The 6826-nt window shown below is 42.1% G+C and carries 10 protein-coding genes; all 10 read right to left on the bottom strand.

What is annotated here, in order from left to right:
- Positions 1-99 precede the first annotated feature (99 nt).
- Entirely contained in the window at positions 100-396 is a 297-nt protein-coding gene (locus tag ACTTJ8_RS11050; RefSeq protein WP_298681198.1) for a HigA family addiction module antitoxin, read from the bottom strand.
- A gap of 9 nt (positions 397-405) precedes the next feature.
- Entirely contained in the window at positions 406-687 is a 282-nt protein-coding gene (locus ACTTJ8_RS11045; RefSeq protein ID WP_433071597.1) for a type II toxin-antitoxin system RelE/ParE family toxin, read from the bottom strand.
- Between the two features lie 88 nt (positions 688-775).
- Positions 776-1057 (bottom strand): type II toxin-antitoxin system YafQ family toxin, encoded by a 282-nt coding sequence (locus tag ACTTJ8_RS11040; RefSeq protein ID WP_212565302.1) that lies wholly within the window; start codon positions 1055-1057, stop codon positions 776-778.
- Positions 1054-1326, bottom strand: a complete 273-nt coding sequence (locus ACTTJ8_RS11035) for a type II toxin-antitoxin system RelB/DinJ family antitoxin (RefSeq protein WP_442721216.1) — start codon at positions 1324-1326, stop codon at positions 1054-1056. The genes ACTTJ8_RS11040 and ACTTJ8_RS11035 overlap by 4 nt, the downstream gene beginning before the upstream one ends.
- Before the next feature lie 148 nt (positions 1327-1474).
- Complete coding sequence (locus ACTTJ8_RS11030) at positions 1475-1939, bottom strand: hypothetical protein (protein ID WP_442721215.1); 465 nt, start codon at positions 1937-1939, stop codon at positions 1475-1477.
- Positions 1923-2564: a sister chromatid cohesion protein PDS5 gene (locus ACTTJ8_RS11025; RefSeq protein ID WP_442721214.1), complete on the bottom strand. Its 642-nt coding sequence runs from the start codon at positions 2562-2564 to the stop codon at positions 1923-1925. Before ACTTJ8_RS11025 ends, ACTTJ8_RS11030 begins: the two co-directional genes overlap by 17 nt.
- A 142-nt stretch (positions 2565-2706) precedes the next feature.
- On the bottom strand, positions 2707-4092 hold the full coding sequence (locus ACTTJ8_RS11020; protein ID WP_442721213.1) for an MATE family efflux transporter: 1386 nt from the start codon (positions 4090-4092) through the stop codon (positions 2707-2709).
- Between the two features lie 17 nt (positions 4093-4109).
- Positions 4110-4835, bottom strand: coding sequence for a glycogen-binding domain-containing protein (locus ACTTJ8_RS11015; protein ID WP_442721212.1), 726 nt, complete (start codon positions 4833-4835; stop codon positions 4110-4112).
- A gap of 108 nt (positions 4836-4943) precedes the next feature.
- Positions 4944-5990 (bottom strand): tRNA-dihydrouridine synthase family protein, encoded by a 1047-nt coding sequence (locus ACTTJ8_RS11010; protein WP_442721211.1) that lies wholly within the window; start codon positions 5988-5990, stop codon positions 4944-4946.
- Between the two features lie 430 nt (positions 5991-6420).
- Positions 6421-6826, bottom strand: a 406-nt coding sequence (locus tag ACTTJ8_RS11005; protein ID WP_442721210.1) for a PD-(D/E)XK nuclease domain-containing protein, incomplete at its 5' end; no start/stop codon positions are given.

Raw genomic sequence — 6826 nt, 5'->3', positions numbered from 1 at the left:
GAAAGATCATAGCTCCATCTTCCCGTATCTCAGACCAGCCGAAAATATATTTTCCGCCTTTACTTATCTGCGGCATATTTAATCTCCTCCAATGCTTTTTTACGCGTATGTATAAGCTTTTATTTCTTCCAGCTGAGACGCAAGTTTCATTTTTGCATTTCTTATATCAATATCGTCTTGCAAAGACATAAAATATCCATCCGACAAACTAAAAAACTTTGCAAGGCGTAAAGAGGTATCTACTGTTATTTTCCTACGATTATGAAGAATATCTTGAATGCGGGAAGTTGGAACATTTATTTCCTGAGCCAATTTATATGCAGAAATTCCAAGAGGAATAAGAAATTCTTCGTTAAGTATTTCTCCAATAGTAGGTGTTTCTATAAAATCAGACATAGCTTTCTCCTAGTGGTAATCCACAATCTCTACATTATAATAATGTCCGTCTTTTTCTGTAAAACAGACACGCCATTGGTCATTTATGCGGATAGAATGTTGAGTTTTCCTGTCACCCACAAGTTGTTCCAGATGATTACTTGGAGGTACTCTTAAGTCTTCCAGACACTTTGCATTGTCTAACATCATTAATTTACGCAGGGCAACTTTCTGAATTGTAGTAGGCAGCCGTCTTGAAAATCGCTGAGCATAGATAAGTTCAGTTTCTTTATCCGCAAAACTCTTTATCATATCTTTATTATATATGAACTACGTGTATATGTCAAACAGACAAGATAAACCATTCGATTTCTTATTTGTGCGACGAATTTAATTTTCCCTATTTCTTAAAAAGCTCTGAATGTGAGCCAAGTCTATAAAGCATAAGTACGAGTACATCATTTCTAATTTCATACACCAACAACCAATCCGGTTCTATGTGACACTCTCTGGTTCCTTTATAGCTGCCTGATAAATCGTGATCTCTATACTTAGCTTCAAGTTTTTCGCCATTTGAAAGTAAATTAATAACTTCTAACAGCTTATCTAAGTTTTTGTTCTGTTTTTTTGCAAGTTTAAGGTCTTTTTTAAATTGAGTTGTAAATTTTACTTCGTATTTCATAGTTCCAATGCTTTTCTTAAATCATCTATATTCGAATATCCTTTTACACTATCATCATAAGCAATTTTTCTACCTTCTTCTATTGCTGACACTGTAGTTGCATTGGGAATATCTAATTTTAAAGCAAAGGGGATACCATTTTCTCTAATGGTTGTTCTTAAAAACATATTGATTGCAGTTGTCATAGTAAGCCCCAATTCAAAAAAAATAGCTTCTGCCTGCTCCTTCATTTCTTTATCCGTTCTGATATTCAAATTTGTGGTTGCCATACTATCAGCCTCCGTTTTGACGTATATTATACCTATTTTTCGTGCAATATCAATATATTGTCATTACATGGTTTTCAGTTCATTTTTATAAGTTTGATTTGTACTTTTTACCTGTGTAAGTTTTCTATTTTGTCACTATATACAGAGATCAGAAGACTTCTATTTCTCCAGTATATTCATTCGCTTTTTGTATCAATGAACCTTTTGCACCCATAGTAAAAGCAATATCACTGCTTCGAATTGCCAACAGTTTATCTCCCGTCTTTATATCCAACATCTGCATTAAAGATTCTGAAAGACGAACTCCGTTATCTTTCAAGGTAAGCCAGCCGTATTTTCTTCCCTTATATGAAATCAACTCACCCTCTTTGAGTGTCCTATCTGCCAAACGAGGGTTTTCTTTTAAGATGTGATTGAGTGTTGAGCGGGAAAGCAGAGGCTCGCTCATTACACAAAATCCGCCCGTCTGCTTACTGCCGGAAACGATGTAAATATATTGCTCTTGGTGTAAGTTATATTCTTCCACTGCCGGTAGCGGAAAGATCATAGCTCCATCTTCCCGTATCTCAGACCAGCCGAAAATATATTTTCCACCTTTACTCATCTGCGGCATGTTTACTTTCCTCCAATGCTTTTTTCGTTATGCGAATTGCGCCGCTGCTGTGAATACGGACAACAGGATGCGGATCATGTTCTGCAAACCATTCCAGTTTTTCCAAGTACGGTTCTACAGAATGCGGCAGCCGTTTCCCCATTACCCGAAACATTTCAGGCGCTTCAATTCGTACGCGCTCTCCCTTATCCGATATCAACTCATAGAACAAATCCAATGTGTCGCAAAAAAGTTCCGGTGCATTCGTTGCGATATTTTCACAAGCCCACACAAACGCAAGCCGTACCGCTCCTGCTGTGTCGGAACGCATATTCATCATTGTGTCAAAATAAGGAAGAATCAAATCCTTGTTTGCCCTGCCTATTCGTCCCAATGCGTTTACCGAGCGCTCCCGCAGTTTCGGATTACCGTCTTTTAAATAGCCCGCAATTTGTTCAATATACGGCTGCACCGATAACGGATACTGTAATCCCATTTCACCGAGAAGCCACAATGCTTTTGCTTGTACATCCGCTGAATACTGTTTGCCGAGTTTTGCTGCGACATCATCAATCGCTGTGTTCCAATGCTCCTTGTCTTTTGTGATTACGCTTAATTCTTTCAGTATCTCTTTGTTTGTCATCATACCTATTCACATAAAAGTTTCTATTATACTTTCTCAGCCTTATCCTTCCGCCGCCGTTTCCGTAGACGCAGTATGATGATCATTGCGGCTATGTGGCTATTCCCAACGATACACAAGAGTATACAAAAATGATGACAGAAATCTACCGCTGTGCCTTCGCTTTTTCGGTGGTAATGGAAATTGCAGAAACCCATGGTGTACGCAGAATCAGTATGGTTGCAATGAGCGCCGTAGTCAGATTTGAAAAAAGATTTCCCCAGAACACAGCATAATACTGTAAGACATGCTCTGTCGCGAGTACAAAGATATAACGGAGCAGCCAAATCCGGAGTATGCCGAGCATAAGGGGGATTTTTGTTTTACCTAAACCGATAAAGGCTCCTTGGATGGTCATACAAATACCGAATCCAACAATAGAATACGTGTAAATATTGAGCGCGTTATTTGCAATGCTGATAATATCAGGCTCTCTTCTGAACAGGACGGTTAAATACGGCGCTAATGGAATCATCGTTGCGATGAGTATCACTGCGGTGATAATGCTAGTAATACAGCCGAGTAAGCAGTCCCGTTGTGCTTTTTGCGGGAGACCTGCACCGATGTGCATACTCACCATTGTGGTGATTGCTGCACTAAATGCTGCCGGAAGGTTAAAGCAGAGTGCATTGATATTGCTTGCAATTCCTTGTGCAGCTACAACAATGGCACCGTATTTTTCAATTTCTTTATTGATCAAAAAGAAACCGAGGTATAAAAAAGAATAATTAAACATTGCCGGAAAACCGACTTTAAGCACCTGCTTTAAAATCGCAGTGTCAAACTTAAAGCTCTGTATGCTGAGCTGATCCGGACTTTTATGAATAAATAATTCGTATACCATCCAGATAGTGATTACACTATTTGCTAATAGGGAGGCAAGAACGCAGCCGAGGATTTCAAGCCGCAGAATATACAGGAAGATGAAGTTGCCGGTAACCTTTAAAATGAAGAGGATTGTCATCCGGGTAAATGCTGCTTCGGGTTTACCATTTGCATTTTTAATCCCGTTATATACCGACTCCAGAAAACTAAAGGGGAGGACAAGACTATACCACGAAATATAGGTATGGACATACGGCGCTATATCGCTGTGCAGACTACTGGAAACCGCAATGCTGATAAGTAATAAGAATGGAGTGCTGATGATTCCCAGAATAACTGCAAATAGGAATATCTGAGCGGCAACTCTTTTCCCTTCTTCAATGTCCCCTTTTCCATTGAGCTGCCCGATAATCGCCATTGCTGCAACACTGAGTCCTTGAGACAAGCCCAGCACCATAGAAATGATGGGCTGAGAAAAGGTTACTGCTCCGGTTACTGCATAATTCGTAAGATTGTTGATAAATAGCCCATCGCTAAAGGGCATCATTGCTTGTACCGTGCTCATCAAAAGGGCAGGGAGGGACAAGATAAGCAACGTTTTTATCGGGTTAGCGTTGAGGATAAGTTCTCGGCGAGCTTCTGTGGATTGCTTTAATAAAAACTTCATACGGCATACAGCTGCGTTTATTGAACAGAGATTACCGATGCAGTTCTTCCATCAGTCATATACACGTGTTGTCGGTTTGTCGTATCAGGGATTTGTTTCCCGTCTTTAAAATATGCATAATACCACACGCCGTTAGGGAGAGGGAGATATAATTCATAGCGTCCCGGCATTACTTCTTCTAATGTATACATAAACGGATCCCAATTATTAAAGGTGCCTGCAAGATAGATACGCTTACCGGATTCTCCTTGGTAGACAAACCGGGTTCTGCCGTTGTTTTCAACAGCTGTTTTGTATTCTTTTTGGTAGGGAATTTTCAAAATTGAAAGAGACATCCCCGCAGAGTAGTCGAATATTTCTTCAGGATTAAGCGGATCGGTAGACCATAGCCCGTTAATGACAAGCCGGTAGCGTAACTCCCTCATTTCTTCAGGAATTTGCATAATATAAAAAAGAATAGACCGCTTACTGTCTGCTTCTTCATCGCTGCGGTAGAGACGCTGGAATGCGTGAATTGATTGGAAGTTTTCATGCTCAAAAGCTATCCCTGCGTGCCGTGCAGAACCTGCCGCAGTAAAAATGATATACTTGCCGGTAATAAGCGGTGCATCTGCCCGTGCAATTGTTTCAACGAGGTCGCCGTAGGTATATGGATCAATCTCCTGTTCTGCCGTATGCGCTGTTATTAGTATACACAATAAAAAAAAGACTACCGCGATTTTTCGCCGGACCGTAGTGCACATGGTATCCTCCCCAAGTATTCAACCTACTATATCACACTTCTATCTATTTAACATCGGAAAATAAACTAAAAACTTTAATTTCCTCTCCATTGCATTCCGTACCCTTGGTTACGATGGAGAGTGTCGGGGTATTAACTCCTCCGCACGAATAAACCGATCTGTGGGAACTTGTTCAAAATAATCCCGCAGAATGCGCGCCATAGCTTCCGGTTCGGACTCCCGGAGCAGCTGTGTTTTACAGTAATGAGCAAATGAAAGATTGTCGCAATAAAATTGAAAAAATCTTTGCGCTCTTGTTTTATAAAACTCAGGCGGTTGTTCCGTTTTTAGGAATTGCAGAAAAAGCAACGCTGTTTGCTCCACGTTAATAACTTCTTCTTCTGTCTGCTCTGTGCTGTGAGGGACGCAGGCATCGGTGGTACCGGATAGTGCCCGCCGGAGTAGTTTGAATATCCACGGCATACGCACTGCTGCGCGCCCAACCATCCATCCCGCACAGGGGTACCGCTCTGCTGCTGCGGTTAATGCCTGCACGGAGTCTATATCGCCGTTACCGTATACCGGAATGGGCAGTTCCTGAGCAAGAACTGCCGTATATTTATGTAATGCCGGACGTGCATAGCTTTGACGCTGCAGGCGCGGGTGCAATGTGATAAGCTCTACTCCCTCATTGATCAGCATGGTGCAAAAGCGTAATAAAAATGCGTAGTCTTCAGTTGCTCCCAGCCGCATCTTTACGCTGAGCCGGAAGCGCCTGCCGGTTTCTGCGGCATACTGCTCCACTGCTGCCTTTGCAGCCCGTACTGCGGCTGCTGTTGTTTCAAGCGGTTTCAGCATCCAGGCAAAACCTGCTCCCGACCGTACAATAGGCGGCGCTGAGCAGCCCATATTGAGGTCTATCCCAATGCCGCCGTGCTGCAGTACCATCGGAATTGCCTGCACTAGTGCTTCCGCTTTCGGTGATGTCAGCTGCCATACCATCTTTTCAGGCACGGGATTTGCCCGCAAATACCATGATTCAAAGGGACTGTTCGCAAGCAGTGACGGTGCATGAATCATCTCGCTAAAATATTCATCAGGATCTTCAAAAGAATGGATGAGCATCCTTAATCCTGCATGACTGAGGTTCGCGAGCGGTGCCGATATGAGCTTCATAGCTTTTACTGTACCAAAAAGAGCGGTATTTTGCAATTACCTATAATCCCTGTTGCTGTTTGTGAAATCTTTCGAGTGGAGTAATATAATAAAAGTACAGTGCCTAAAATGCTGAAAAGAGAAGGAATATAGCAATGAAAAGGTACGATCAAAACTTTAAACCTGAGGCTTTGAAGCTGTCGGATGACATCAGACTGAAGAAGGCTTGTGAATAGCTTAACGTGAACTACGGAAGGTTTATTTTCAGCCGCTGAAATAGCGCATTCCGTGCACGAATGCAACAGTCATCGAAAATTGATATTCTCTCAACTATTACATTTTAAGGAACACCTCGGATTTTCCAATCCTGAATCGTCCTCGTCTCTTCACTGAAACTCATTACTGCGTAGATCCACCGTCCTCCATGGCGGATCGGTGCAGGATTTATCTATCATAGCAGTTCTACTTTCCAGTCTCTAATCGTTCGTGTTGCTTCGTCAAATCCCGCACCGATGAGCACAATCTTCTTTCCATCTGTCTTGTACTGTCCCGTATAGTTTTGTTTTTGTATCTGTGCGATGGCATCATCCGCTGTACCGTTGCCGCTGAGCTTAAACTCAAAGATGTAAACAGCATCAGTAGTAATAACCACCGTATCTGCTCTTCTGTCAAAACTATACGTCCGTGTATAGTTTTGACTACGAGTTTCGGCGGAGCCGAAACATCGCTGCTGCGTGGAACAACCGCCATCCGTGGCGGTACTGTAGCAATGTACTTCCGTTTGCACAAACTGCCCCATCAATGCAAAGATGAGATACACGGCAGTTTGGTAATTCTGTTCCCGCAGTTTCAAATTT

Source organism: Treponema sp. (assembly GCF_052169735.1).
In the GTDB taxonomy this organism is placed as follows: domain Bacteria; phylum Spirochaetota; class Spirochaetia; order Treponematales; family Treponemataceae; genus Treponema.
The sequence above is the reverse complement of the archived record's forward strand: the minus strand, read 5'-3'. Positions and strand labels throughout refer to the sequence as shown.